This is a genomic window from Streptomyces ambofaciens ATCC 23877 (assembly GCF_001267885.1).
In the GTDB taxonomy this organism is placed as follows: Bacteria; Actinomycetota; Actinomycetes; order Streptomycetales; family Streptomycetaceae; genus Streptomyces; species Streptomyces ambofaciens.
Genome location: NZ_CP012382.1, coordinates 2,545,092 through 2,568,950, shown reverse-complemented (window position 1 = coordinate 2,568,950; position 23,859 = coordinate 2,545,092). Strand labels below are relative to the sequence as shown.

25 protein-coding genes and 2 pseudogenes are annotated in these 23,859 nt (G+C 72.1%); 8 read left to right on the top strand and 19 right to left on the bottom strand.

What is annotated here, in order from left to right:
- Positions 1–56: 56 nt before the first annotated feature.
- Entirely contained in the window at positions 57–1,202 is a 1,146-nt protein-coding gene (locus SAM23877_RS11615) for a serine hydrolase domain-containing protein (RefSeq protein WP_053130222.1), read from the bottom strand.
- Between the two features lie 144 nt (positions 1,203–1,346).
- Between SAM23877_RS11615 and SAM23877_RS11610 the strand changes: the two genes are divergently transcribed.
- The gene (locus SAM23877_RS11610) at positions 1,347–2,171 is read left to right on the top strand and encodes an EI24 domain-containing protein (protein ID WP_053130216.1); all 825 of its coding nucleotides are present in this window, start codon (positions 1,347–1,349) and stop codon (positions 2,169–2,171) included.
- Here SAM23877_RS11610 and SAM23877_RS11605 read toward each other — a convergent pair.
- The gene (locus tag SAM23877_RS11605; protein WP_174532211.1) at positions 2,143–3,417 is read right to left on the bottom strand and encodes a pyroglutamyl-peptidase I; all 1,275 of its coding nucleotides are present in this window, start codon (positions 3,415–3,417) and stop codon (positions 2,143–2,145) included. The genes SAM23877_RS11610 and SAM23877_RS11605 overlap by 29 nt on opposite strands.
- A gap of 76 nt (positions 3,418–3,493) precedes the next feature.
- A pseudogene (locus tag SAM23877_RS11600) lies at positions 3,494–3,886 on the bottom strand (TetR family transcriptional regulator C-terminal domain-containing protein); the annotation flags it as partial.
- Here SAM23877_RS11600 and SAM23877_RS41150 point away from each other — a divergent pair.
- Positions 3,881–4,093 (top strand): annotated as a pseudogene (locus tag SAM23877_RS41150) (fibronectin type III-like domain-contianing protein); the annotation flags it as partial. The pseudogenes SAM23877_RS11600 and SAM23877_RS41150 overlap by 6 nt on opposite strands.
- A gap of 95 nt (positions 4,094–4,188) precedes the next feature.
- On the opposite strand, the gene SAM23877_RS11595 reads toward SAM23877_RS41150, so the two are convergent.
- Both SAM23877_RS11595 and SAM23877_RS11590 read right to left on the bottom strand, forming a co-directional pair.
- Positions 4,189–5,169 carry an aldose epimerase family protein gene (locus SAM23877_RS11595; RefSeq protein WP_053130213.1) on the bottom strand — a complete coding sequence of 327 codons (981 nt, stop codon included), beginning with the start codon at positions 5,167–5,169 and terminating at the stop codon, positions 4,189–4,191.
- A 37-nt stretch (positions 5,170–5,206) separates the two neighbouring features.
- Positions 5,207–6,121, bottom strand: coding sequence for an SGNH/GDSL hydrolase family protein (locus SAM23877_RS11590; RefSeq protein WP_053130210.1), 915 nt, complete (start codon positions 6,119–6,121; stop codon positions 5,207–5,209).
- A 257-nt stretch (positions 6,122–6,378) separates the two neighbouring features.
- Between SAM23877_RS11590 and SAM23877_RS11585 the strand changes: the two genes are divergently transcribed.
- The gene (locus tag SAM23877_RS11585; RefSeq protein WP_053130208.1) at positions 6,379–6,873 is read left to right on the top strand and encodes a DUF3145 domain-containing protein; all 495 of its coding nucleotides are present in this window, start codon (positions 6,379–6,381) and stop codon (positions 6,871–6,873) included.
- Between the two features lie 123 nt (positions 6,874–6,996).
- On the opposite strand, the gene SAM23877_RS11580 is transcribed toward SAM23877_RS11585, so the two are convergent.
- The 5 genes from SAM23877_RS11580 to fasR all read right to left on the bottom strand — a co-directional run bounded on the left by SAM23877_RS11580 (position 6,997) and on the right by fasR (position 11,998).
- Positions 6,997–8,286 carry a beta-ketoacyl-[acyl-carrier-protein] synthase family protein gene (locus tag SAM23877_RS11580; protein WP_053130206.1) on the bottom strand — a complete coding sequence of 430 codons (1,290 nt, stop codon included), beginning with the start codon at positions 8,284–8,286 and terminating at the stop codon, positions 6,997–6,999.
- 87 nt (positions 8,287–8,373) lie between these two features.
- Entirely contained in the window at positions 8,374–8,622 is a 249-nt protein-coding gene (locus SAM23877_RS11575) for an acyl carrier protein (protein ID WP_053130192.1), read from the bottom strand.
- 103 nt (positions 8,623–8,725) lie between these two features.
- Positions 8,726–9,757 carry a ketoacyl-ACP synthase III gene (locus tag SAM23877_RS11570; protein ID WP_053130189.1) on the bottom strand — a complete coding sequence of 344 codons (1,032 nt, stop codon included), beginning with the start codon at positions 9,755–9,757 and terminating at the stop codon, positions 8,726–8,728.
- A gap of 16 nt (positions 9,758–9,773) precedes the next feature.
- The gene (locus SAM23877_RS11565) at positions 9,774–10,703 is read right to left on the bottom strand and encodes an ACP S-malonyltransferase (RefSeq protein ID WP_053130186.1); all 930 of its coding nucleotides are present in this window, start codon (positions 10,701–10,703) and stop codon (positions 9,774–9,776) included.
- An 89-nt stretch (positions 10,704–10,792) separates the two neighbouring features.
- The gene (gene fasR, locus SAM23877_RS11560) at positions 10,793–11,998 is read right to left on the bottom strand and encodes a fatty acid biosynthesis transcriptional regulator FasR (RefSeq protein WP_053130181.1); all 1,206 of its coding nucleotides are present in this window, start codon (positions 11,996–11,998) and stop codon (positions 10,793–10,795) included.
- A gap of 62 nt (positions 11,999–12,060) precedes the next feature.
- Between fasR and SAM23877_RS11555 the strand changes: the two genes are divergently transcribed.
- On the top strand, positions 12,061–12,717 hold the full coding sequence (locus SAM23877_RS11555; RefSeq protein WP_053142372.1) for a pirin family protein: 657 nt from the start codon (positions 12,061–12,063) through the stop codon (positions 12,715–12,717).
- 84 nt (positions 12,718–12,801) lie between these two features.
- Here SAM23877_RS11555 and SAM23877_RS39645 read toward each other — a convergent pair whose 3' ends face one another.
- The 6 genes from SAM23877_RS39645 to SAM23877_RS11530 all read right to left on the bottom strand — a co-directional run bounded on the left by SAM23877_RS39645 (position 12,802) and on the right by SAM23877_RS11530 (position 17,013).
- Complete coding sequence (locus tag SAM23877_RS39645) at positions 12,802–13,194, bottom strand: hypothetical protein (protein WP_159041978.1); 393 nt, start codon at positions 13,192–13,194, stop codon at positions 12,802–12,804.
- 75 nt (positions 13,195–13,269) lie between these two features.
- Positions 13,270–14,067: a hypothetical protein gene (locus tag SAM23877_RS11550; protein ID WP_174532210.1), complete on the bottom strand. Its 798-nt coding sequence runs from the start codon at positions 14,065–14,067 to the stop codon at positions 13,270–13,272.
- A 437-nt stretch (positions 14,068–14,504) separates the two neighbouring features.
- Positions 14,505–14,702, bottom strand: a complete 198-nt coding sequence (locus SAM23877_RS11545) for a DUF397 domain-containing protein (RefSeq protein ID WP_053142369.1) — start codon at positions 14,700–14,702, stop codon at positions 14,505–14,507.
- Complete coding sequence (locus SAM23877_RS11540) at positions 14,671–15,510, bottom strand: helix-turn-helix domain-containing protein (protein WP_053130175.1); 840 nt, start codon at positions 15,508–15,510, stop codon at positions 14,671–14,673. Before SAM23877_RS11540 ends, SAM23877_RS11545 begins: the two co-directional genes overlap by 32 nt.
- A gap of 194 nt (positions 15,511–15,704) precedes the next feature.
- Positions 15,705–16,526, bottom strand: coding sequence for a serine hydrolase domain-containing protein (locus SAM23877_RS11535; RefSeq protein ID WP_053130172.1), 822 nt, complete (start codon positions 16,524–16,526; stop codon positions 15,705–15,707).
- A 19-nt stretch (positions 16,527–16,545) separates the two neighbouring features.
- Positions 16,546–17,013, bottom strand: coding sequence for a GNAT family N-acetyltransferase (locus SAM23877_RS11530; protein WP_053130169.1), 468 nt, complete (start codon positions 17,011–17,013; stop codon positions 16,546–16,548).
- A gap of 113 nt (positions 17,014–17,126) precedes the next feature.
- Here SAM23877_RS11530 and SAM23877_RS11525 point away from each other — a divergent pair, with 113 nt between their 5' ends.
- Positions 17,127–17,612 carry a MerR family transcriptional regulator gene (locus SAM23877_RS11525; protein ID WP_053130166.1) on the top strand — a complete coding sequence of 162 codons (486 nt, stop codon included), beginning with the start codon at positions 17,127–17,129 and terminating at the stop codon, positions 17,610–17,612.
- Positions 17,609–18,625 (top strand): aldo/keto reductase, encoded by a 1,017-nt coding sequence (locus tag SAM23877_RS11520; protein ID WP_053130163.1) that lies wholly within the window; start codon positions 17,609–17,611, stop codon positions 18,623–18,625. Before SAM23877_RS11525 ends, SAM23877_RS11520 begins: the two co-directional genes overlap by 4 nt.
- A gap of 7 nt (positions 18,626–18,632) precedes the next feature.
- On the opposite strand, the gene SAM23877_RS11515 is transcribed toward SAM23877_RS11520, so the two are convergent.
- The 3 genes from SAM23877_RS11515 to SAM23877_RS11505 form a co-directional block, all read right to left on the bottom strand.
- A complete protein-coding gene (locus SAM23877_RS11515; RefSeq protein ID WP_053130160.1) occupies positions 18,633–19,487 on the bottom strand; it encodes a DUF4429 domain-containing protein in 855 nt (284 codons plus the stop codon).
- A 75-nt stretch (positions 19,488–19,562) separates the two neighbouring features.
- Complete coding sequence (locus tag SAM23877_RS11510) at positions 19,563–20,771, bottom strand: alpha/beta hydrolase family protein (protein WP_053130157.1); 1,209 nt, start codon at positions 20,769–20,771, stop codon at positions 19,563–19,565.
- A 72-nt stretch (positions 20,772–20,843) separates the two neighbouring features.
- Positions 20,844–21,518 carry a TetR family transcriptional regulator gene (locus tag SAM23877_RS11505; RefSeq protein WP_053130155.1) on the bottom strand — a complete coding sequence of 225 codons (675 nt, stop codon included), beginning with the start codon at positions 21,516–21,518 and terminating at the stop codon, positions 20,844–20,846.
- Positions 21,519–21,663: 145 nt separating this feature from the next.
- On the opposite strand from SAM23877_RS11505, the gene SAM23877_RS11500 reads away from it, so the two are divergent.
- Together SAM23877_RS11500 and SAM23877_RS11495 are read left to right on the top strand one after the other, a co-directional pair.
- On the top strand, positions 21,664–23,286 hold the full coding sequence (locus SAM23877_RS11500) for an MFS transporter (RefSeq protein ID WP_053130152.1): 1,623 nt from the start codon (positions 21,664–21,666) through the stop codon (positions 23,284–23,286).
- Positions 23,287–23,516: 230 nt separating this feature from the next.
- Positions 23,517–23,825 (top strand): hypothetical protein, encoded by a 309-nt coding sequence (locus SAM23877_RS11495; protein WP_053130149.1) that lies wholly within the window; start codon positions 23,517–23,519, stop codon positions 23,823–23,825.
- Positions 23,826–23,859: the final 34 nt, after the last annotated feature.

The window sequence follows — 23,859 nt, the reverse complement described above, 5'->3', positions numbered from 1 at the left end:
CAGGTACGAGGCCGCACCCCGGGACCGCGGGGTGCGGCCTCCGGCCGTCGGTGCGCTCAGCGACCGAGCGCGGCCCCGTGCACCGCCGCCACCAGCCGCTGGTTCTCCGCGGCGGCCCCGTCCGGGTGGGCGAAGCGGCGCCGGGTGTAGCCGTACGCCAGGCCGCTGAACGGGTCCGCGAAGGCCTGGCAGCCGCCCGCGCCGCTGTGCCCGACGGCCCCGGCGCCCAGGAACGGGTGCCAGGTGTCGGCCGTCGCCTGGAAGCCGAGGCCGTACGACCGGTGCGTCCGCAGCACCAGGTCGTAGCCCACCGCATGGAGCTGCCCGAACTCCGCCACCGTGTCCGGCTTCAGCAGCGGCGCCCTGCCGTCCAGCTCCCCGATGGCCGCCGCGTACAGCCCGGCCAGCCCGCGCGCCGAGGCCACGCCGCCCACGGAGGCCGGGCCCCGGGCGCGGACGGCGGGCTCGTTGGGCAGGGACGCCAGGTCGGTGGGGTCGGCCGCGTTGCGGTTGTAGGCGATCGCGGCGAGGGTGTGCGGCCCGTCCGGTGGCGTGGCCCGGGCGACCTGCTGCACCGGGGTGCGCAGCATCGGCCGCACCGGGCGGAAGCGGTGGTCGAGCCGGGCGGGCAGACCCAGGTGGAAGTCCAGCCGGTGCGGGGCGCGGACCCGCTCCTCGTAGACCTCCTGAAGGGTGTGGCCGGTGGCACGGCGCACCACCTCGCCCGCGAGGGCGCCGAGGGCGAGCGCGTGGTACCCGAAGGCCGTGCCCGGACGCCAGTAGGGACGCTGGTCGGCGAGGCGTTCGGCGACCACCCGGTCGTCGGCCAGCTCCGCGGTGGTGAACCCGGTGTCCGTGCCGACCACGCCCGCACGGTGGGCCAGCAGGTCGCGCAGGGTCAGCGCGCCCTTGCCCTCGGCGGCGAACTCCGGCCAGTAGTAGGTCACCCTGCGGTCCAGTTCCAGGGTGCCCTCCTGGACCAGCAGGGCCACCACCAGCAGGGCGGCGCCCTTGGTCGCCGAGTGCACCCCGTACAGCGAGTCGGCGCCGGCGCCGGTCCACAGGTCGACGACCCTGCGACCGTGCACATAGGCGCACACCTGGGCCTCGTGGTCCGGCCGCTGCCCGGCCACGACCGCCGCGAACTCCTCCCGCACCGTCTCGAAGCCGTCGGCGACGGTGCCGTGGATCTCCTGCGTCATCCGCTCCTCCTCACCCGCGCGCCGGCCGTGCGCCGGAACTTCCCGGAACCCTCCGGGGCCGTTCGCCGATCGGTACGCAGGGGCGTGCGGGTTCGACTCAATCGCGGCGAGGACGTGTCGACGGTGACCGGTAGAGTTTCGCCCATGCGCGATCTCGGGGCGGGTTTCGGTCATCTTCTGAAGGGCCAGCGCTGGGTGGCCCGGCACGGCAGAAGCTACGGCTTCGGACTCCTGCCGGGCCTGATCACCCTGGTGCTGTACGCGGCGGCGCTGGTCGGGCTGGCCCTGTGGGGCTCCGACTTCGTGGCCTGGGCGACCCCCTTCGCCGACGACTGGTCCAGCCCCTGGCCCGGACTCTTCCGCGGCTTCCTCACCGCCGTCCTGTTCGCCCTCGCCCTGCTGCTGGCCGTCCTCACCTTCACCGCCGTCACGCTGCTGGTGGGCCAGCCCTTCTACGAGAGCCTCTCCGAGCGGGTCGACCGCGACGTCTCCCCGGACGGCACCGCTCCCGAGTCGAACCTGCCGCTCCTGCGCGAGCTGTGGATCTCGGGCCGCGACAGCCTGCGGATCCTCGTCCGCGCCGCCGGATGGGGCGTGGTGCTCTTCGCCCTCGGCTTCATCCCGATCGTGGGGCAGACGGTGGTCCCGGTGATCGGCTTCTTCGTCACCGGCTTCTTCCTCACCGAGGAACTGGCCTCCGTCGCCCTCCAGCGCCGCGGGGTCGAACTCCGTGACCGGCTCGCCCTCCTGCGCTCCCGCAAGCGGCTCGTCTGGGGCTTCGGCACGCCGCTCGGCGTGGCCTTCCTGGTGCCGTTCGTGGCGGTCTTCCTGATGCCGGGCGCGGTCGCCGGCGCCACGCTCCTCGCCCGTGAGCTGCTGGGCGAGGAGACCCGCGACGGCGACGACGACCGCCCCGAGGGCGGCTCGACGGACCCGGCGGTCAGCTCCGGTCCCGCTTCGGCGTACTGACCGCCGCGGCCACGATCGCCCGCACCTGCGCCACGATGTCCAGCCGGCTCTGCACGAACGCGGGGTCGGTGACCGCTCCGGTCGCCGGGTCGGTGTTCCCGGCCCCGAACTGCAGCACCGGGGTGTGGACGTGCCCGCCCGGCAGCGTGCCGTGCAGCCCGAGCCGGTCCCGCAGCAGCGTCGCGCGGTAGGCGATCTCGTTGGACAGGTAGTCCCCGCCGCCCCCCGCGCGGGCCGCCGACCCGGGAGTCGGCCCCTCCGGCCGTACGACCGGCTCGGTGCCGCCCGCCGGTATCTCGGTCACGCTCGTGTTGTCGTACACGGGGAAGCGCCCCGTGTCCGCGGCCGTGATCGCCTCGTAGGGCAGCGTGGTCGTCGTCCACTGCGGCTGCGAGGCCGGGTCGGCGACGGGCACCGTCCCGGTGCGGGAGACGTTGTCGTTGTCCGCGAAGCCGCCCCGCCAGGCCCCGTTGGTCCGCTCCACGTCGAAGCGCCCGACCCGCCCCTGGCTCACGGTGGTGAACAGGTCCACCCGCGGCAGGTACGGCCGCAGCGCCCGCTCCACCGCCCCCTGCGCGAAGTCCCGCCAGCGCACCGGGAAGACGGCCGTCTCCACGCGCGCGGGACCGTCCGGCGTGTCGATCACCGTGCCGTCCAGGGCGAGCGCGGCGGCGCCGGAGGGGTTGGAGATCCGGATGTCGCGGTCCAGGGTGAAGGGATCGAAGCCGGTGAGCAGGACCCTCCTGAGGCCCTTGTCCCGCTCGCCGTCGGGCAGGCGGATGTCGCCCTGGCCGCGGGAGGCCCGCTCCAGCACGCCGAGCAGCGCTTCCCGCTGCCGCTCCGACAGCCGGAAGTCCGGCGCCCAGGCGCGCAGTTCGCGTGTCATCCCGAGCCGTGCCCAGTACAGCGGCCGGTCGTCGTCCCGGCTGATGTCCCCGCGTGCCGGCCCGCGCCCCTGCGCCCGGTCCACGGCCCGCCGCCACAGCGCGGAGCCCTCGCGTGCGACGATCCGGCGGGCCTCCCGGTAGGAGTCCGCCCGCCCGAGTCCGCGGGCGAAGGCCGGTGCCACCCCGGCGAATCCGGAGCGCCGCAGGATCTCCCGCGGCACCTCCCCGTCGAGCCTGCGCTCCTCGACGGTGGGGGCGGAGGCGGGGGGCGGGGGAGCGGCCGTGGCCGTCGCCGGCGCCACCAGCCCCGCCACCAGGGCCAGTCCGAGTACGCCGGTCCGAACGCGTATGTGTGTCAAGGGATTCCAGGACCTTCCGTCGCCGTGGGGTGCGCTGCCGGACGGCGGCAGTATCGCGTGACGGAAGGGGCGTGCGCTACGGCACGGGTTCGCCGAGGAGGGTGAGGAAGTCCCGGAAGGCGCCCGGCATGTCCACCGACGCGGGGTCCAGCAGCCACTGGTACTGGAGACCGTCGAGCATCGCCACGATCAGCGGCGCGGCCCGCTCGGGGGTGAGGCCCCCGGGCAGCCGGTCGCCGTACTCGGCGCGCAGCACCTCCGCCATCGAGGCGCGGACCCGCACGTAGCGCTCGGTGAAGTACGCGCGCGCCGGATGCCCGTCCGTGACGCTCTCGCCGAGCAGCGCGGCGAAGGTCTGGACGACGCCCGGGCGCATCGCGTTGTACTCGACCAGGGCGGCCGGCAGGTCCGTCCGCAGCTGCCGGGTGGGCAGCGCGTCCCACTGGTCGCGCTCCTCGAACGCGACGACATCCGCCCCGCGCGCCGGCTGGCCGGTTTCGCCGGTGTCGAGGCCGCGCCCGGCGAGCGCGTCGAGGCCACCGTCGAGCTGCCGCGCCGGGCCTTCGAGGTCTGGGACGAGGCGACCGGCTCGTGGGCGTTTGTGAAGGGTTCGTACGAACTCCAGATCGGACGCTCGATCGCGGACCGTCGGATCACCGCGACGATTACCGTCTGAACCGGGACGCCTTTCGACGGCATCCCCCGCGGACAGCCCCGGCCCGGAACCTGACGGCCGGGCCGGGGCTCGCCGGGCCGGCCCGCGGGCGCCGGTCACCGCGCCGAGAAGCCGTACACCGTCTCCGAGCGGAACACCTCGCCCGGCCGCAGCACCGTGCCCGGGAACTCCGGCCGGTTCGGGGAGTCCGGGAAGTGCTGCGTCTCCAGCGCGATGCCGTCACCGGGCGCGAAGGGCTCGTCCAGGTGGTCGGCGGTGTAGAGCTGGAGGCCCGGCTCGGTCGTCGCCACCGTGAGTACCCGCCCCGACGCCGGGTCGTACAGCTCGGCGACCTCCACGGCGGTGTCCGTCACCCCCTTGTCCAGGACGAAGTTGTGGTCGTAGCCCGAACCGACCTTGCGCGCCTGCCGGAAGTCGAAGCGCGTGCCCGCCACGTCCTGCAGCACGCCCGTCGGGATCAGGTCGGCGCCGACCGGTGTGATCCGGGAGGCGGCCAGCCGCAGCTCGTGGCCGCCCGCGTGGCCGGAGCCGGCGAGGTTGAAGTAGCTGTGATTGGTCGGGTTCAGCACGGTGGGCGCGTCCGTGACCGCCTCGTAGGCGATCCGCAGCGCGCCCGACCCGTCCAGCGTGTACGTCGCCGAGATCTCCACCCGGCCCGGGAAGCCCTCCTCGCCGTGCGGGCTGATGCGGCTGAGACGGACGCCGTGCCCGCCGTCCCCGACGGGCTCCACGTCCCACACGCGCTTGTCGAAGCCGCGCTCGCCGCCGTGCAGCGAGTTCGGCCCCTCGTTGGGCACCGTCACGTACGTCCGCCCGTCCAGCGGGAAACGGCCGCCCGCGATCCGGTTGGCGTACCGCCCGACGAGCGCGCCCAAGTAGGGCCCCGGATGCGTCAGATAGCCGTCCAGGTCCGCGAACCCCAGCACCACGTCGGCGGTGTAGCCGTCCCGGTCCGGGACCTCGGCCGACTGCACGATCCCGCCGTACGACAGGACCCGGACCCGTACTCCCGCCCGCTCCAGGGTCCAGCGGTGGACCGGGGTGCCGTCGGAAAGTGTGCCGAAGAGTTCGTTCATGTGCGGAACTCTAGGACACCCGCAGGTCAGGGAGGTTTCAGGGTTTCCTCGCGGTCACGGCGCGGTACGCGATCTCCGCCAGCCGGGCCTGCCCGTTCACGCTCGGGTGGAACCAGTCCCAGCGGCTCAACTGGTCGGTGCCGAACCGGAACGCGTGCACCGCACCGCCGTCGGTGCGGCACCGCCGGTCCTTCGCGCAGACCGACCGCAGCACGTCGTTGTACGCCTCCACCCGGTCCCGCACGGTGTTGCGGCGCAGCGTCGCCGCCGCGTCCAGGGCGTCCGCGTCCCCCAGCATCGACGGGCAGATGCCCAGCTTCCACACCTGCTTGCCCAGCGGGTTGGTGCGCCCCTCGGACCACAGCCGCTTGAGGTCCGGAATGCTCGCCACGTACACCTGCGCCTTCGGCAGTTTCGCGCGCAGGGTGGCCATGGCCTCCTCGAAACGGGCCCGGAAGTCCGCCACCGGCGTCATCGCCGAGGTGGTCGCCCGGCAGGCGTCGTTCGCCCCGACCATCACCGCGACGAGCTGCGGCCTGCGCGCCGCCGCCCGCGTCACCTGCCCGGTCAGGTCCTCCATCCGGGACCCGGTGACCGCGTAGTTCCAGCTCCGCTCGGCCGCCTCGGCCCTGCCCAGCAGCCGTACGGCCAGGCTGTCGACCTCGGCGCTGCTGCCGGTCGCCCACGAGACCTCGGGACAGTCGGACAGGACCGTACAGGCGTCGAAGCCGCGCGTGATGGAGTCGCCCACGGCGGCGACCGATTCCGGGCTGGTGTCCCAGACGGGGGCCGGACGCGTCCGCTTCGAGGCCGAGGCGGACGGGCCGGCGGAGGCGTCGCCGCCCACGGCGTCGCAGCCCGTCACACCCAGGACGGCAACCGTCAGCACGGCGAGCGTGGCACGGAGACGGCGACGGACACGCCGCGTACCCTGCTCCGACCCCTGACCCATGTGGCTCCCACCCCTCGCCTCGTGCCTCCAGTGTCCTCAACCCATGGCAGCGCGCGGGGGTTCCCGAGCGCGGCGATGCAACGGCTCACACCCGTACAAGCGTCCTACTGGGTGAATACCTGGGGTTTGTCGGCACCGGGACCGACGGTACGTCACACTCCGCGCCCCGGCGCACGGTAGCCTCGCCATCAACGTGGCCCGCCCGGCCACAGCCGTTCCGCCCGTTCCGAGATGTCCCGCTCAGCCCGGAGGTTCCGGTGACGACACGTGGAGTTCTGTACGTGCACTCCGCGCCGCGCGCGCTGTGCCCGCACGTCGAGTGGGCCGTCGCCGGGGTGCTCGGGACGCGCGTGAGCCTGGACTGGATCCGGCAGCCCGCCGCGCCCGGCACCTGGCGCTCGGAGTTCTCCTGGCAGGGCCAGGCCGGCACCGCCTCCAAGCTCGCCTCCGCGCTGCGCGGCTGGCAGCTGCTGCGCTTCGAGGTCACCGCGGAACCGTCCGCCAACGCCGAGGGCGAGCGCTACAGCTGCACCCCGGACCTCGGCATCTTCCACGCCGTCACCGGCATCCACGGCGACATCCTCGTCCCCGAGGACCGGCTGCGCGCCGCCCTGGTCCGCTCCCGGCGCGGCGAGACCGACCTGGAGTCCGACGTCGCGAGACTCCTCGGCAAGCCCTGGGACGACGAACTGGAACCCTTCCGCCACGCGGGCGAGGGCGCCCCGGTCCGCTGGCTCCACCAGGTGGTCTGACCGCCACCGCCACCACCGCCGTACGCCGCAGACGCACGTGAAGGGCCCCCACCGTACGCCGCAGACGCACGTGAAGGGCCCCCACCGACCGGTGGGGGCCCTTCACGTGCGTACGGGTGCGGCTCAGACCGTGCGGAAGGCCAGCACCACGTTGTGTCCGCCGAAACCGAACGAGTCGTTCAGCGCGGCGATCCGGCCCTCGACGGGCAGCTTCCGGGCCTCGCCGCGGACGATGTCCGCCGCGGCCTCGGCCTCGGGGTCGAGGTTCTCGACGTTGATGGTGGGCGGCGCCACCCGGTGGTACAGGGCGAGCACGGTCGCGACGGACTCGACACCGCCGGCGCCACCGAGGAGGTGACCGGTCATCGACTTGGTGCCGGAGACCGCCATGTGGTCCACGTCGTCGCCGAGGACCTTGCGCAGTGCCTTCAGCTCGGCGATGTCACCGGCCGGCGTCGAGGTGGCGTGCGCGTTGACGTGCACGATCTCGGCCGGGTCCAGGTCGGTGCGGTCCAGCAGGTTCTGCAGGGCGTGCGAGATGCCGCGGCCCTCCGGCTCCGGCTGCACGATGTCGTGGCTGTCGGCGGAGACGCCCTGACCGACCGCCTCCGCGTAGACGCGGACACCGCGTGCCGCGGCGTGCTCGGCGGACTCCAGGACGAGGACGCCGGCGCCCTCACCGAGGACGAAGCCGTCACGGCCCGTGTCGAAGGGGCGCGAGGCGCCCTGCGGGTCGTCGTTGTTCTTGGACATCGCCATCATGTTGCCGAACGCGGCGATGGGCAGCGGGTGGATCGCCGCCTCCGTGCCACCCGCGACGACGACGTCGGCGCGGCCGGTGCGGATCATCTCGATGGCGTAGCCGATGGCCTCGGCGCCCGACGCGCAGGCGGAGACCGGCGTGTGCACGCCCGCCCGGGCGCCCACGGCCAGACCCACGTTGGCGGAGGGGCCGTTGGGCATCAGCATGGGGACGGTGTGCGGGGAGACGCGGCGGACGCCCTTCTCCTTGAGCACGTCGTACTGGTCGAGGAGGGTCGTCACGCCACCGATACCGGAGGCGATGACCGCGCCGAGACGGTCGGGGTCGACCTGGGCCGCCCCCTCCTCGGCGGGGCTCTCGCCCGCCTTGCCGGAGTAACCGGCGTCCTTCCAGGCCTCCTGCGCCGCGATCAGCGCGAACTGGGCCGAGCGGTCCAGGCGGCGGGCCTGGGGCCGCGGGATGACCTCGGAGGGGTCCACGGCGACCGGTGCGGCGATGCGGACCGCCTGGTCGGCGGCCCACTCCTGCTCCAGGGGCTTGACGCCGGACTTGCCGGCGACCAGGCCTTCCCAGGTAGAGGCTGCGTCGCCACCCAGCGGTGTGGTTGCGCCGATACCGGTGACGACCACGGTGCGATTGGTCGAGCTCACGGGAATTCTTTCTCCAACGGGATACGGGATTCGTACGGCGCCACCGCCGGGTGGCGGGGCAGTCAGCCCAGGGACGTGATCGGTCGATCAGCCCTGGTTCTTGAGGATGTAGTTGGTCGCGTCGCCGACCGTCTTGAGGTTCTTGACGTCCTCGTCCGGGATCTTGACGTCGAAGCGCTCTTCGGCGGCGACGACGACCTCGACCATGGACAGCGAGTCGACGTCCAGGTCGTCGGTGAAGGACTTGTCCAGCTGGACGTCCTCAACCGGGATGCCGGCGATCTCGTTCACGATCTCGGCGAGACCGGCGACGATCTCTTCCTGAGTGGCGGCCATGATGGCGCTCCTTCGTAGTTTCCAGAGGGTGTGGCGGCCCGCCGCGTCGGCGGCGGGTTGGTGCTGGTCTCCGTCCCGGACCGGATGATCCGGCACGGAGTGCCTAGGGGAGGGTAACGACCGTCGCGGCGTAGACGAGACCCGCCCCGAAGCCGATGACGAGCGCGGTGTCGCCGCTCTTCGCCTCGCCGGTCGCCAGGAGCCGCTCCATCGCGAGCGGGATCGAGGCGGCCGAGGTGTTGCCGGTGGTGCGGATGTCACGGGCGACCATGACGTGCTCCGGCAGCTTCAGTGTCTTCACCATCGAGTCGATGATCCGCACGTTGGCCTGGTGCGGGATGAAGACGTCCAGGTCGTCCGGGCTGATCCCGGCCGCGTCCAGCGCCTGCTGGGCGACCTTCGCCATCTCGAACACGGCCCAGCGGAACACCGCCTGGCCCTCCTGCGTGATCGCAGGAAACTTCACGTTGCCCTCGCTGTCGAGGGGCAGCTCCGAGACGTCGCCGATCGCGAACCGGTCCCAGGAGACCGTCTGCTTGATCGTCTCGGACTTGTCGCCCTCCGAGCCCCAGACGGTCGGGCCGATCCCCGGCTCCTGGGAGGGGCCGACCACGACCGCGCCCGCGCCGTCACCGAAGAGGAAGGCCGTGGCCCGGTCCTCCAGGTCGGTCAGGTCGGAGAGCCGCTCGACGCCGATGACCAGGACGTACTCCGCGGAGCCCTCGACGACCATGCCCTTGGCGAGGGTCAGGCCGTAGCCGAAGCCCGCGCAGCCCGCCGAGATGTCGAAGGCGGCGGCCTTGTCCGTGCCCAGCTTGTCCGCGATCTCGGTCGCGACGGCCGGGGTCTGGCTGAAGTGCGACACGGTCGAGACGACCACCGCGCCGATCTGCGAGGCGGCGATCCCGGCGTTCGCGATGGCCTTGCCGGAGGCCTCGATCGACATCGCCGCGACGGTCTCCTCGGGCGAGGCCCAGTGCCGCGTCTCGATGCCGGAGCGCGAACGGATCCACTCGTCGGACGAGTCGATCTTCTCGAGGATCACCTCGTTCGGCACCACCCGCGTCGGGCGGTAGCCGCCGACGCCGAGGATGCGCGCGTACGGGGCGCCCTTGCTGGGCTTGATCTTCGACATGCTCTCGCGCTCCTTGTCAGGCCTGCTGGGCGTGCTCGGCGACGAGCTCGCGGGCCGCGTCGAGATCGGCGGGGGACTTCAGGGCCAGCGTCTTCACGCCCGGCAGCGCGCGCTTGGCCAGCCCGGTGAGCGTGCCGCCCGGGCACACCTCGATCAGCGCGGTGACGCCCAGCTCCTGGAACGTCTCCATGCACCGGTCCCAGCGGACCGGGTTGGCGACCTGGCCGACCAGCCGCTCCAGCACCTCGGCACCGGAGGCGACGGCCTGCCCGTCCTTGTTGGAGACGTACGTCACCTTGGGGTCGGCCGGCGTCAGCGTCTTCGCGGCCTGAGCGAGCTTGTCGACCGCGGGCGCCATGTGCTGCGTGTGGAAGGCGCCGGCCACCTTCAGCGCGACGACCTTGCGCACGCCCTCGGGCTTGTCCTCGCTCAGCGCGGCCAGCTGCTCCATGGTGCCGGCCGCCACGATCTGACCGGCGCCGTTCATGTTCGCCGGGGTCAGCCCCAGCTTCTCCAGGTGCGCGACGCTCACCTCGGGGTCGCCGCCGAGCAGCGCGGACATGCCGGTCTCGGTGACGGCGGCGGCCTCGGCCATCGCCAGGCCCCGACGGCGTACGAGGGACACCGCGGCCGTGTCGTCGAGGACGCCCGCGAAGGCGGCGGCCGTGAACTCGCCGACGCTGTGGCCGGCGACGGCGCCGGGCGCGAGGTCGGCGATGTCACCGAGTGCCGCGGCCGAGAGGATTCCGGCCGCGACGAGCAGCGGCTGTGCCACGGACGTGTCTCGGATCTCGTCCGCGTCGGCCTTGGTGCCGTAGTGGGCGAGATCGAGTCCAATGGCGTCGGACCAGGCGGCGACGCGGTCAGCGGCGCCGGGCAGGGCGAGCCAGTCAGTCAGGAAGCCGGGCGTCTGGGCGCCCTGGCCGGGAGCGACGAGTACGAGCACTCTCACACTCTCTCTTGAGGACGGCCACGGCCGCCCGTGGGGACAGGGACGAAGAACGGGAGGGGGTTTTGTGGACCCCCGACAAAAGCTTAGAGTTGCGGATCTCCATCGGCCAGACGCCCCAGGATGAGCGCGATCCGCAGTGTGAACGCAGACCGTACATCAGAGGGTGACCATCCGGTGACGTCAGTCACACGTCGGAGCCGGTAGCGCACGGTGTTCGGGTGAACGAAGAGCATCCGGGCGGCGCCTTCGAGACTGCTCGCCTGTTCGAGATAGACGCTGAGCGTCTCGAGCAAGGCTGCACCGGCCTCCTCCAGCGGTCTGTAGATCTCCTCCACCAACTGCTCGCGGGCCGACGGGTCGGAGGCGATGGCGCGCTCCGGCAGCAGATCGTCGGCCAGCACGGGGCGCGGAGCGTCCTGCCAGGCGGTGCACGCCTTGAGCCCGGCCGCGGCGGCCTGCGCGGACCGGGTCGCGGCCAGCAGGTCCGGCACCACGGGACCGGCCACGACCGCGCCCTGCGCGAACGGCCCGATCAGCGACTTGGCCACCGCGAGGGGGTTGTCGCTGCCCCCCGCGATCACCACCAGCCGGTCCCCGAGCACCCCCGTCAGCACCTGGAGCTTGGCGTGCCGGGCCGCGCGCCGGATGGCCTCCACGGTCAGCTCGGAGTCGCCCTCGGGGGCGGTGCCCAGCACCACGCACACGTGCTCGGGCGAGTTCCACCCGAGGGCGGCGGCCCGCGACACGGCGCCCTCGTCGGCCTCGCCGCTGAGCACGGCGTTCACCACCAGCGACTCCAGCCGCGCGTCCCAGGCACCGCGTGCCTCGGCGGCCTGCGCGTAGACCTGGGCGGTCGCGAAGGCGATCTCCCGGGCGTACACCAGCAGCGCCTCGCGCAGGACCGACTCGTCCCCGGGAGCGGCGACCTCGTCGATCGCGGACTCCATGACCTCGATCGTCGTCCGCACCATCTCCACGGTCTGCCGCAGCGTGATGGCCCGCGTCAGCTCGCGCGGCGCGGTGCCGAAGACGTCGGTGGAGATGGCCTGCGGGGCGTCCGGGTGCCGGAACCACTCGGTGAAGGCGGCGATGCCCGCCTGGGCGACCAGCCCGATCCAGGAACGGTTCTCCGGTGGCATGGCCCGGTACCACGGCAGGGTCTCGTCCATCCGCGCGATGGCCTGCGCGGCGAGCGATCCGGCGGACTGCTCCAGCCGCTTCAGGGTCGCGGTGTGCGGGTGGACGGGCCGGGCGGGGGCGTCGGGCTTGCCGGTTTCGGGTTCGGGCACGGGGACAAGACTGCCTTATCGGGACGGGCGGGTGTGCCGCCGGGTCTACGGTGAACGACGTGATGGACGTACGCCGCGCCGACGAGCGCTTCCCGGGCGGTGATCCGGCAGCCGGGATCGTCTCCCGCCACGCCTTCTCCTTCGGCCCCCACTACGACCCCGACAACCTCCGCTTCGGGGCTCTGCTCGCCTGCAACGAGGAGCGGCTCGCCCCCGGCGCCGGCTTCGACGAGCACCCGCACAGCCACACGGAGATCGTCACGTGGGTGGTCGAGGGCGAGCTGACCCACCGCGACACCGCCGGCCACGAGACGGTCGTCCGCGCCGGCGACGTCCAGCGCCTCAGCTCCGCGGCCGGCGTCCGCCACGTCGAGCGCAACGACGGCCCCGCGCCCCTGACCTTCGTCCAGATGTGGCTGGCCCCGCTCACTCCCGGCGGCGACCCCGCCTACGAGATCGTCCACGGCATCGCCGACTCCACCCCGTACGCCGTCCCCGAGGCCGGCGCGATGTTCCACGTCCGCCGCCTGGCAGCGGGGGAGCGGACGGCGGTGCCGGACGGGGCGTACGTGTACGTGCATGTGGTGCGGGGCGAGGTGACGCTGGGTGGCGAGACCCTGGGCGCGGGCGACGCGGCCCGCGTCACGGACGCCGACGCGCTGGACGCGGTGGCGGTGACGCGGGCCGAGGTGCTGCTGTGGGAGATGGGGGGACAGTGACGCCCCAGTGACCGGACGCGTCAGAGGGCTGACAGCCCGCTCTGTACGGTGCACTTCCGTAGGTGTGCCCGTCCGGTTCCTCTGCTACGTCGAGGCAACACGTACCGCCAGTGGATTCATGTCGTCTTCGCTGGGGGCGGCTTCAAGCCCTGCGGCTCTGAGGATACCGATGATGGCTTCCTGCATGTGGCGGGCAACGGCTCCGTTCTGCCGGATCACCGGTGCCTGCAGATCTCCGCTGAGCAGGCTCTCAGCGAGCGCTGGTCCGAAGTCGGCTGTCCAGGTAACGATGACCCCTCCCACTGAATCCTCCCCCGGATCAACGGCGATTTCTGCACCGGGCGATCCATCCGCGTCGCGTTTCCAACGATGGGCTGGGAGACCGGCCCGGCGCAGTTCCTCGTATGCGCGGTCGGCGATTCTGTTTCGCTCTTCCTGTACCTCATCCGAAGCGTGCGGGTAGCCGTAATCGCTCACTGCTTCACCTTCCCATTGCGTCTTGGAGGGGGTGCGGTGGGTGCTGCCTGCTACTTGGGCACCCACCGCACCCCCTCAGGCCTTCTTTTGGTCAGACGCCGCCCGCATCACGGCCAGACGGAACGGAAGACTGCCGGGCTCGGGTGCCGTCCGGGGGAAACCACCGAACGAGAGGAAGAGCCGGGCGTCGTCCGCCCCCATCTCGGTGAGACCGCCGGTGAGTTCCTCGAACGCCTGCTTCTCGGCGTAAGCCTGTTGCCACGCGTCGCTCGGCAGGGACGGATCGGGGTCGCCGTAGAGCGGGGCCCCGAGCTTCTCCACCGCCTGGGCGGTCGCCTCGTCGGCCACCGGGGTCGGGTCCTCGTAGAAGAGACCTTCGTCCTTCCAGTACTGCTCCCCGAGCCACTTCGAGTAGCCGACCTGGCCGAAGAGGTCCTGACCGGTGGGCACCCCGGGCGGCCGGTAGAAGTCGGCCTCGGAGGTGAAGCCGCCCGGGTACGACAGCCCGTTCAGGGACTTCTTCCAGGCGTCGCCCCGTGCGCCTAGCCCGCTGTTGTTCTGGTCGTAGGAGGTCTTGTCCTTCTGGAACGCCACCGACAGGGGAGTGTCGGTCCAGTAGTCGCGATTCGCCGCGAGGCGCAACTGCTCGGGCGTCCACTCCAGCGCGTTCCGCGCGAGGGTGTGCATCTGCGGTCCGCCGATCCGCAGGGAGTCGGCCATCAAACACTGGTCCCGTCGCAGTTGCTCGGCGGCGTCGGCGTCGAAGCCGTCATAGCTGTCGGCGACGGTGCTGGTGCCGGGCAGACTGTCGTCGGACGGAGGTTCAAGGCCGACGAGTCCGGCGACCAGGGCGCCGATCACAGTCAGCGGCACGAGGGGGAGCGAGGCGGCACGCAGTCGGCGGCCGGGTCTGCCGGGTGGAGCGTCAGATGATGCGGGAACGTCTGAGGCGCACTGGAGCATCCTTCGTCGAGGACGGAGACGGACAAAGGCGCCCCGACAAGGAGACGGAAGGTGCGACGAAACCCCTCTCCACCCCTGCGGCGGCCCACGGCCGTTCCGGGACCGCGCACCGGAGGAGAGGGATCCCCGGCCGGCGCGCCGGGTCACCCTAGGCATGCGACATGATCACGTCACAAGATCGCGAACCGTGCTCGGCTGAAACGCGATCATGGAGAAGGAGTGAAGATCCCCTGTGGATCCTGTGCGTCACCTGCCGGGAGGTGCTGTCCCGGCAGGCGTAGACGACAGACGGGGATTGACCGGAACGCGCCCTCCGGTAACGGCGGTAGCCGCAGGGCTCGGACTACCTACCGCAGGCCCTGGACGAAGGCCCGCCAGGCGTGCGCGCCGACGGTGACGACCGGGCCGGCCGGGTTCTTGCTGTCCCGCACGGGAACGGAGTCGGTGGGGTGGCCCTCGGCGACCTCGACGCACTCACCGCCGTTGCTTCCGCTGTAGCTGGACCTGCGCCACTCAACGTTGCTCAGTGCTGTGCGGGGTCGCATAGCGTTCCTCCATCACGCGGGTGATCAGTCTCACCGAGTCCTCGGGGGAGAGGGCTGAGGCTTGCAGTCGAGCGTAGCCGAACGAGCGTTCCTTGATCACCTCTGGGCTGGCGGTCATGTAGCCCTGGTCGTAGCCGTCCTTGTAGAAGAGGTCGAGGTCGGCGTCGAACCGCAGCAGGGTGAACGTCCCCATCATGCCCGTGTGTTGGCCCGAGGTCAGCGGGAGGACCTGGATCTGCACCCAGGGCGCGGTCGTGAAGTCCAACAGGCGGGCGAGTTGCCTGCGCATCACGTCCCGGCCGCCGATCTCCCGCAGCAGGGCGGCCTCGTCCAGGACGACCCACAGGGCGGGCGGCCGGTGGCGCAGGAGGATGCGCTGACGCTCCATCCGGGCGGCGACCATCTCGTCCACGTTGCCCCGGTGCTCCACGTCCAGCACCGCCCGCGCGTACTCCTCCGTCTGCACCAGCCCGTAGACCAGCTGCGCCTGGTAGGTGGAGATGTACGTCGCCTTCGCCTCCATCTCCGCGTACGGCTGGAACCACGTGGGCAGTTGGCTGCGCAGCACCAGGCCGATCAGGCGGGAGAAGAGGCCGTCCGTGCCGAGGGCGGCGTCGACCCGTTCGGAGAAGTCCCGGGTCGGGACCTTCCTGGTGGTCTCGATCTGGCCGACCAGTGAGCCGGTGCAGAAGATGATCTCGCCGAGCTGGGCCTGGTTGAGGCCGTGGGCCTCGCGTTGGCGGCGCAGCTCCCAGCCGTAGTAGTCGAGTGGGGAAGCGGTCGGGTCGAGGGACTGGATGTGGGCCACTGCGGTACCTCACTCACTCCGGACTACGGGCGGGGCGGGCGGCAACGTCCGGGGACGTTCGTTGCCCTGTGTAGTCGAGCGTATGCGGAGCGCGTCATCCTCTGTGGTGTGAATCGTGTAACTGGTCCGCCGTCGACGGACGTTCACTCGAACCACACCGTCTTCCCGTGCCCGTCGCCGTACGGCGTGACGCCTCAGCCGCGCAGTTCCGCCAGCACCGCGTCCGTGAAGGGCGGCCACGCCTCGACCGCCCACGTCCCGAAGGCCCGGTCGGTCAGGGCCACGCAGGCGAGTCCGGCGTCCGGGTCGATCCACAGGAACGTGCCCGACTGGCCGAAGTGGCCGAAGGTGCGGGGGGAGGACGAGGCGCCCGTCCAGTGGGGGGACTTCCCGTCGCGGATCTCGAAGCCGAGGCCCCAGTCGTTGGGGTTCTGGTGGCCGTAGCCCGGCAGGACGCCCTTCGTGCCCGGGTACTGGACCGTCATCGCCTCGGCGACGGTGCGCGGGTCGAGGAGGCGTGGGGCCTGGATTTCGGCGGCGAAGCGGAGCAGGTCGTCCACCGTGGACACGCCGTCCTTCGCCGGGGAGCCCTCCAGCGTGGTGGACGTCATGCCCAGCGGTTCCAGCACCGCCTGCCGCGCGTACTCGGCGAACGGCATCTCCGCCGCCTTCGCGATGTGGTCGCCGAGCTGCTCGAAACCGGCGTTGGAGTACAGCCGCCGCTCGCCGGGCGGGGCGGTCACCCGGTGCTCGTCGAAGGCCAGCCCGGAGGTGTGCGCCAGCAGGTGGCGGACCGTCGACCCGGGCGGACCGGCGGGCTCGTCCAGCTCGACCGCGCCCTCCTCGTACGCGACCAGCGCCGCGTACGCCGCGAGCGGCTTGGTGACCGAGGCGAGGGGGAAGCGGTGCCCGAGGGGGCCGTGGGTTCCCAGGATCGTGCCGTCGGCGCGTACGACGCCCGCCGCCGCCGTGGGGACCGGCCAGTTCTCGATCGACGCGAGGCTCTTCAAGGACATGCCCGTGAGCCTAAGCGGGTCACAGGTGCAGCCGCATGGAGGGGTCCGTGTCCCGGGTGAACCCCATCGACGCGTACAGCGGCTCGGCCTCCGGCGAGGCGTTCAGCATGACGTGCCCGGCGCCCCGCTCGCGGAACCACTCCAGCAGCTCCTCCATGCAGGCGCGGGCGTAACCGCGACGCCGGGCCCCGGGGTCCGTCGCGACGCTGAAGACGTACCCGGTCAGCCCCCGCGGATTGCCGGCCCGCCCGATCCGGTACTCCACCGTGCCCGCCACGAGCGCCGCCAGCGCGTCCGGCCGCTCCGGGTGGTCGGCGACGAACGCGGCGAACTCCCCGTCCGGGTCGGCGAGCCGCGCCCGCAGCGTCGGCAGGGAAGCGGCGTGCCAGTCGGTGGAGGGCGGGCGGCCCACCGCGTCGAGCATCACCTGACGCAGGCGGAGCACTTCGGCCGCGTCGGCGGCCACGGCACGGCGTACGAGACTCATGCCCGCACGCTAGTGACCCGCCCCGTCGGCTGTCCCGCCCTTTTCCCACCGCCACCGCCTTCTCACCGCGGGCGCTTGCCTGGAGTGCACTCCAAGGTCATAGCGTGGAACCCATGACGGTGATGCAGACCACGGCCGGGACCCCCGCGCCGCACGCCACCAGAACGGACACCTGCTCCGCCCCGCCCCCGCGCCACCCACGCCCCGACGGGCAGGACCGCTACACCATCAGCGAGGTCGTCGCCTTCACCGGCCTGACGGCCCACACGCTGCGCTGGTACGAGCGGATCGGGCTGATGTCCCACATCGACCGCTCGCACACCGGCCAGCGCCGCTACAGCAACCGCGACCTGGACTGGCTCGACTTCGTCGGCAAGCTGCGCATGACCGGCATGCCGGTCGCCGACATGGTCCGGTACGCGGAGCTGGTGCGCGAGGGCGAGAGCACCTACATCGACCGGCGGGAGCTCCTGGAGTCCACGCGCCGCGACGTGCTGACGCGCATCGCCGAGCTCCAGGACACCCTCGCCGTGCTCGACCGCAAGATCAGCTTCTACGGGGACGCGGGCCGCGCCCGCGGAACGGAGACGACCCGATGACCGACGACAGCATCCCGACGGTACGGCTCGGCGACGGCGGCCCCGAGGTGGGCGTCCAGGGCCTGGGCTGCATGGGCATGAGCTTCGCCTACGGCCCCGTGGACGCCGACGCCTCGCGGGCGACCCTGGAGCGGGCGCTGGAACTGGGCGTCACGCTCTACGACACGGCGGACGCGTACGGGGCGGGCGACAACGAGCGGTTCCTGTCGCCGTTCTTCACGGCCCACCGCGACGAGGTCGTCATCGCGACCAAGTTCGCCCTGTCGATCCCGCCGGACGACCCGACGAAGCGGATCATCCGCAACGACGCGCCGTACGTCCGCCAGGCGGTCGAGGCGAGTCTGCGGCGGCTGGGCGTCGACGTGATCGATCTCTACTACATGCACCGGCGCGACGTGAACGTGCCGGTCGAGGAGACCGTCGCCGTCATGGCCGACCTCGTCCGCGAGGGCAAGGTCAAGCACCTGGGACTGAGCGAGGTGACGGGGGAGGAGCTGCGAGCCGCCCAGGCGGTGCATCCGATCGCCGCCGTGCAGTCGGAGTGGTCGCTGTTCAGCCGGGACATCGAGGCGGGCGTGGTGCCGGCCGCCCGCGAGCTGGGCGTGGCCCTGGTGCCGTACTCGCCGCTCGGCCGGGGCTTCCTCACCGGTTCCTTCGTCCACGCGGACCGTGATCTCACGGCCGACGACTTCCGCCGTCAGCAGCCCCGCTTCACCGGCGACAACGCGGCGGCCAACGCGGCCCTCCTCGACCCGGTCCGCACGGTCGCCGACGCCCACGACGCCACCCTCGGCCAGATCGCCCTGGCCTGGGTCCAGCAGCAGGCCCGGGTGCACGGCCTGCCGGTGGTCCCGATCCCGGGGACGCGCAGGCCGGCCCGGGTCGAGGAGAACACCGGCGCGACGCGGATCGTCCTCACCGAGGAGGAACTGGCGGTGCTGGAGCCGATCGCGGGGAAGGTCGCGGGCGACCGGTACGCGGACATGACGTTCACGTCCGCCGGACGGGAGTAGAGCGGCGTCACAGCTCCGCCAGCAGCTCGGCCTTCTTCGAGGAGAACTCCTCGTCGGTGACCAGCCCCTGCTGGTGCAGCTCACCCAGGTGCCGGATCCGCTCGGCGATGTCCGCGGGGTCGCGCCGAGGCGCCGGGACCGGCACCGGCACCGGGGCGCCCCCGCCCCGTTCCCGCACCGCCGCCAGCACCGCGGCGGCGAACGGAAGCGACTCGTGCACCGGCCCGTACCCGAGCCCGAACACGACCGAGGCGGGGTCCTGGTCGGCCTGCGGGGCGACCGGCGCGGCCTCCCGCGGCAGCAGGCGCAGGTACCCCTCGAACGCCTCGGGGGACCGCCACTCCACCCCGCCCAGGTCGGCGACCGGGAAGCTCTGGTCGCCGGCCTTCCACTTCGCCGACGACGCGCCCGTCCAGGACCAGCGGAAGGACACCGCCTTGCCGTCGAAGGACGCCTTCCCGTCGTACGCCTTGAAGTGCAGCGGTGCCTCGGGCGCGGCCACCAGGTAGCGCTCGGACCTGCCGGACCCGGTCAGCAGCCCGCGCAGTTCGTCGGCGTAGTACTCCGCGAGCGTCTCCCGCTCGGCCGGCAGGACGAGCCGGTACGGGTCACCGCTCTCCTTCAGCTGTCCGGCCGCCGCCTCCATCAGGGGGTCGGCGCCCGGGCGCGGCTCGACGCGCAGGACGACGGTGCCCCGCCTGCCGGGCGAGAGCGTCACCCCGGCGATCGCCTCCACGGGGACGCGGCGTTCCCCGAGGGCCTGGAACAGCTTGGGTGTTCGAATCCCCCGTTCGTAGCGGATGAGCACGGAGTCGGACTCGAACTCCCAGGCGGCATGAAATCCGGCCAGTACGTCACCCATGCGGCTCATCGTATGCGGCACGAGCTCTTCCGTCCCCTCCCCGTGCAAACCGGAGTATCTGCGCCTCTACGCGCGTCAGGCCGCCGCCGTCGCGGACAAATCCGCCCGGCATGTGTCGTTCTCGCCGGCGCAGGCGACCGTGGGGTATGCGCCAACGCCGATCTGCGCGAAGTTCCGCAGGCTCTCCGTGCCCGGCACGAAGTAGCCGCTGTGCCCCTGGGCGCCCCGTGCGGACAGCACCCGCGCCCCGAACCCGGCGGACACCGGGTCGGCCCCGTGTCCGAGGCCGCCGACCTCCAGGTACGGCACGTCCTGGATCCAGTCGTCCGCGTCCCGCATCGCCCACACCCGGGCCGAGGTGTGCAGCTGGGCGGCCTTCTCGACGCGCATGCCGGGGCTGCCGGCCACCGCGATGTCGGTCACCCGGCGGGGCAGCGCGTCGGCGGCGACACCGCACACCACCGAGCCGTAGCTGTGGCAGAACAGCGAGACGGGCGCCCGGCCGGGCAGCGCCCGCAGCAGCGCGTTGAGCCGGGCGGCGCCGTGCTCGGCCCGGATCGCCGTGGCCGCCTCCATGCCGAGGCCGTTGGGGGAGGTGTAGTCGGCCCACGCGATCACGGCTGTGGAGGTACCGGGGCTCGCCGCGCGCTCGGCCGCGTACAGCGACTCGGCCATGCCGACGGGCGCCGAGTACCTGCGATGGGTGCGCTGGAAGGTGAGCAGCTCGGTGTCCACGCCGGGCACGACGACGGACACGCGCTCGGCGCGGCCCAGGTCGCCGAAGACCTCGGCGACCTTGCCGGAACCCGCCGGGTCGAAGGCGAGGATGCGGCGGTCGTGGTTCAGCAGCGCCTCGTACTGGTGCGCACGCCGGCCGGCCTCGCGCTGGCCCGACAGCGACAGGCGCTTGTCGTGCATGCGCAGGCGCTCCACGGCGCGTGCCTTGCGCAGTGCCGCGCGGTTGGCGAGGTAGCGCAACTCGACGGGGGCGCCGTTCATGTTGCCGACGGCCAGGGAGTAGCGGCGGGCGAGGCTGGTGCGCTGCCACTCGGTGAGCGAGGCGAAGAAGCGGGCCAGCCGGGCGGGGGACGCCTGCGCGTCGGGCAGCCGGCGTCCGTCGATCCGGCCGTTCTCCCAGGCCGTGACCGACGCTTCGAGGGCGGTGGGGCCCCGCTGGTTGCGCAGGGCGGTCCAGCCGGTGGTCGCCAGCATCACGAACACCACGGCCAGGGCGAGCAGTGCGCGCCAGACGTTCAGCTGCGGAGAGGTGTCGAAGGAAGTCACTGGGAGGACACACTAGGAGAACGGGACGGTCTCGCGTGAATCCAGTGACACGGATCACGTTTCGATCACGCGCTACGGGGTCGGTTCCGCCCGTCCGGCCCCGCGAGCGCTCCGCCAGTCGCCGATGAGCGCGGGTTCCACCTGGTCCAGGTAGGTGGCGGTCAGCTCGCGCAGCGCCGCGAGACTGGCGTCGCCGCGCGCCGACCAGATCCGCTCCGTCACCCTTATCACCGCGCCGAAGACGGCCACCACCACGCGCGGGCGCGGGTCCGCCTCCATGTCGAGGCCCTCGCGCTCGGCGACGACCCGGGCGATCTCCTCCTCCAGCTCCGCCGCCCGCCGCAGATGGGCGGCGAGCAGCGCGGGCGTCGACTCGATCACCTGGTAGAAGCGCATGTGCAGCTCCAGCGGGACCAGCCGCCCCACGGCCTCGCCGATGGTGTCCCAGCTCTCCCCGAGCGCCTGGCGCATGGCGTCCAGCGGCGCCTCGCCGGGCGGGCGGCGGCGCACGGCCTCGACGAAGTGCGACTCCGCGAGCCGCGACACGAAGAAGGCCGCGTCCTCCTTGCTGGCGAAGTAGCGGAAGAAGGTGCGCTGCGAGACATCGGCCGCTTCGGCGATGTCGTCGACGGTCGTCTCCTCGTAGCCCCGCTCGGTGAACAGCTCCAGGGCGGACCGCAGCAGCGTGTCCCGGGTGCGCTGCTTCTTGCGCTCGCGCAGGCCCGGTGGTGTCGCTGTGTCCGCCATGTTCAAAAGGTTCGCTCCTCGGGTCGGCTCCGGCGTGGTGCCCCGCCGTCGTTTTCGCAGTTCAGGCTATAGGGAGATGACATGTCAGTTACCGACTAGTGAAATGGTTTGTCAACTGTCAGTGGCTGTCACTAGCCTCGAACGTATGACTAGTCAGACCACCATCGACAAGACGGGATCGGGGGACGGGGGAACCTCGTCCGGTCCGTCGGGCCCGGCACCGGCCGGCGGACTGCGCGGCCACCCGTGGCTCACCCTCGTCACCGTCGCCGTAGGGGTCATGATGGTGGCCCTCGACGGCACCATCGTGGCCATCGCCAACCCGGCCATCCAGGTCGACCTGAAGGCCAGCTTCGCCGACGTCCAGTGGATCACCAACGCCTACTTCCTCGCCCTCGCGGTCTCGCTGATCACGGCGGGCAAGCTCGGTGACCGCTTCGGCCACCGGCAGACCTTCCTCATCGGCGTGGTCGGTTTCGCCGCCGCCTCCGGTGCCATCGGCCTGTCCGACACGATTCCGCTGGTCGTCGGCTTCCGTGTGCTCCAGGGCGTCTTCGGTGCCCTGCTGATGCCGGCCGCGCTCGGCCTGCTCCGGGCGACCTTCCCGGCCGAGAAGCTCAACATGGCCATCGGCATCTGGGGCATGGTCATCGGTGCCTCCACCGCGGGCGGCCCGATCCTCGGCGGTGTCCTGGTCGAGCACGTCAACTGGCAGTCCGTGTTCTTCATCAACGTGCCGGTGGGCGTCCTCGCCGTGGTCCTCGGTGTCATGATCCTGCTGGACCACCGCGCGGTGAACGCCCCGCGCTCCTTCGACGTCCTCGGCATAGCCCTGCTGTCCGCCGCGATGTTCTGCCTGGTCTGGGCCCTCATCAAGGCCCCCGAGTGGGGCTGGGGCGACGGAAAGACGTGGCTGTTCCTCGTCGTGTCCGTCGTGGGCTTCGGGCTGTTCGCCTTCTGGGAGACGAGGGTCAGGGAGCCGCTGATCCCGCTGGGGCTGTTCCGCTCCGTCCCGCTGTCGGCGGGTGTCGTCCTCATGGTCATGATGGCGATCGCCTTCATGGGCGGCCTGTTCTTCGTGACGTTCTACCTCCAGAACGTGCACGGCATGAGCCCCATCGACGCCGGCCTGCACCTGCTGCCGCTCACCGGCATGATGATCGTCGGCTCGCCGCTGGCCGGCGTGATGATCACCAAGATCGGCCCGCGCATCCCGCTCGCGGGCGGCATGGCGTGCACCGCGCTCGCCATGTACGGCATGTCCACGCTGGAGACGGACACCGGCAGCGGCGTCATGTCGCTCTGGTTCGCCCTGCTGGGCCTCGGCCTCGCGCCCGTCATGGTCGGCGCCACCGAGGTCATCGTCGGCAACGCGCCGATGGAGCTGTCCGGTGTCGCCGGCGGTCTCCAGCAGGCCGCGATGCAGATCGGCGGCAGCCTCGGCACGGCCGTGCTGGGCGCCGTGATGGCCTCCAAGGTCGACAACGACCTGGCGGGCAACTGGGCCGACGCCGGCCTTCCGAAGCTGACGCCGGAAGAGCTGGGCCAGGCCTCCGAGGCGGTCCAGGTCGGCGCGGCACCGGTGGCCGAGGGTATGCCGGGGCCGATGGCCGCGAAGGTCACGGAGGTCGCGCACGACACCTTCATCTCCGGCATGAGCCTCGCGTCGCTCGTGGCCGCCGGCGTCGCGGCCGTCGCCGTGCTGGTCGCCTTCCTCACCAAGCGCGGTGTGAACGCGGAGGCCGGCGCGGGCGTGGGCCACATCTGAGCACATCTCCCGTGCGTCCCGGCCCTGTTCGCCCATCCGGGTGACGGGGCCGGCGAACCCTCCCGCGCCGAGGGCCGCGCAGGTCACAGTGGGTCAAGTCCTCCGCAGGGCACGGGGGCGAGAGGCTGCGGCGCGCTGCCGGAGGGGGGCAGCGCGCAGGCAGCACGTCCGCGGCAGGCATGAGACGCCGCAAGGGGGTACCCGAACTCCATGAGGAGTTCAGGGAGTTGATGATGGCGAGCTTCGGACAGGGCGCGCGCAGGCACCCCCGCTCACGTGGCCGGACGTGGTCACGGACCGGGCCGGATCGCGCGACCCTCGCCGTCGTCGGAATCGTCTGCGCGGTCGCCGGCTTCTTCGTGCTGGGGATCGTCCTCGGCCCCGCCGCGATCGTCTGCGGCCGACTGGCCATGGGCCGAAGCCGGGCGGGGGCCCGCCCGGTACCGGCCGTGGTCGCGGTCGTCCTGGGCATCATCGACACGGTCCTGGCGGTTCTGTGGCTCATCGGCGCGGCACCCCTGGGCAACGGTCTCCTCTGACCTGCGACCACGTCGGGGGAGAGTACCCGCGCCT